Raw genomic sequence first — 584 nt, 5'->3', positions numbered from 1 at the left:
AGGTAGCCCTAGGGGAACCTGGGGCTGGATCACCTCCTTACGTAAAGAAACACATTAGCAAGCCTTACGATGAATTTGCTTAGGCAAATAAATTTACCGGCTATGAAAGCTTGCTTAGGCAATTTTCATATGAGTGCCCACACAGATTGTTTGATTAGAAAGTGAAGAGACGTATAGATAGACCTATTATTTTGGCTCTGTCGCTTAGTTGGTTATCCAACGATGAGATAGAACTGAAAATCGGGTCTGTAGCTCAGTTGGTTAGAGCGCACCCCTGATAAGGGTGAGGTCGGCAGTTCGAATCTGCCCAGACCCACCAATTTCTTGTAAAATGAAATTGGATTTCTATTTATATACACCATGTTGGGGCTATAGCTCAGCTGGGAGAGCGCCTGCCTTGCACGCAGGAGGTCTGCGGTTCGATCCCGCATAGCTCCACCACTCATTCTTAAATGAATAAGTGACCAACATGATGAGAAGCCTTAGATAAGCAACACTACTTATCTAAGGCTTTTTTTAACGAAAAAGTCTGCTCTTTAACAATTAGGAAAGCTGATAAATGTTCTTATTTATCGCACAATAAC

General features: G+C 42.5%; 2 tRNA genes. Both read left to right on the top strand.

The annotated features are described in order from the left end of the window. Positions 1 to 242: 242 nt before the first annotated feature. Positions 243 to 319, top strand: a tRNA-Ile gene (locus V6255_RS17975). A 46-nt stretch (positions 320 to 365) separates the two neighbouring features. Beyond that, a tRNA-Ala gene (locus V6255_RS17970) sits at positions 366 to 441 on the top strand. The last annotated feature ends 143 nt before the right edge of the window (positions 442 to 584 follow it).

It is taken from the genome of Psychromonas arctica, assembly GCF_038155225.1.
GTDB lineage: Bacteria > Pseudomonadota > Gammaproteobacteria > Enterobacterales > Psychromonadaceae > Psychromonas > Psychromonas arctica_B.
Note: the sequence above shows the minus strand (reverse complement) of the source record. Positions and strands in the feature narration are given on the sequence as shown.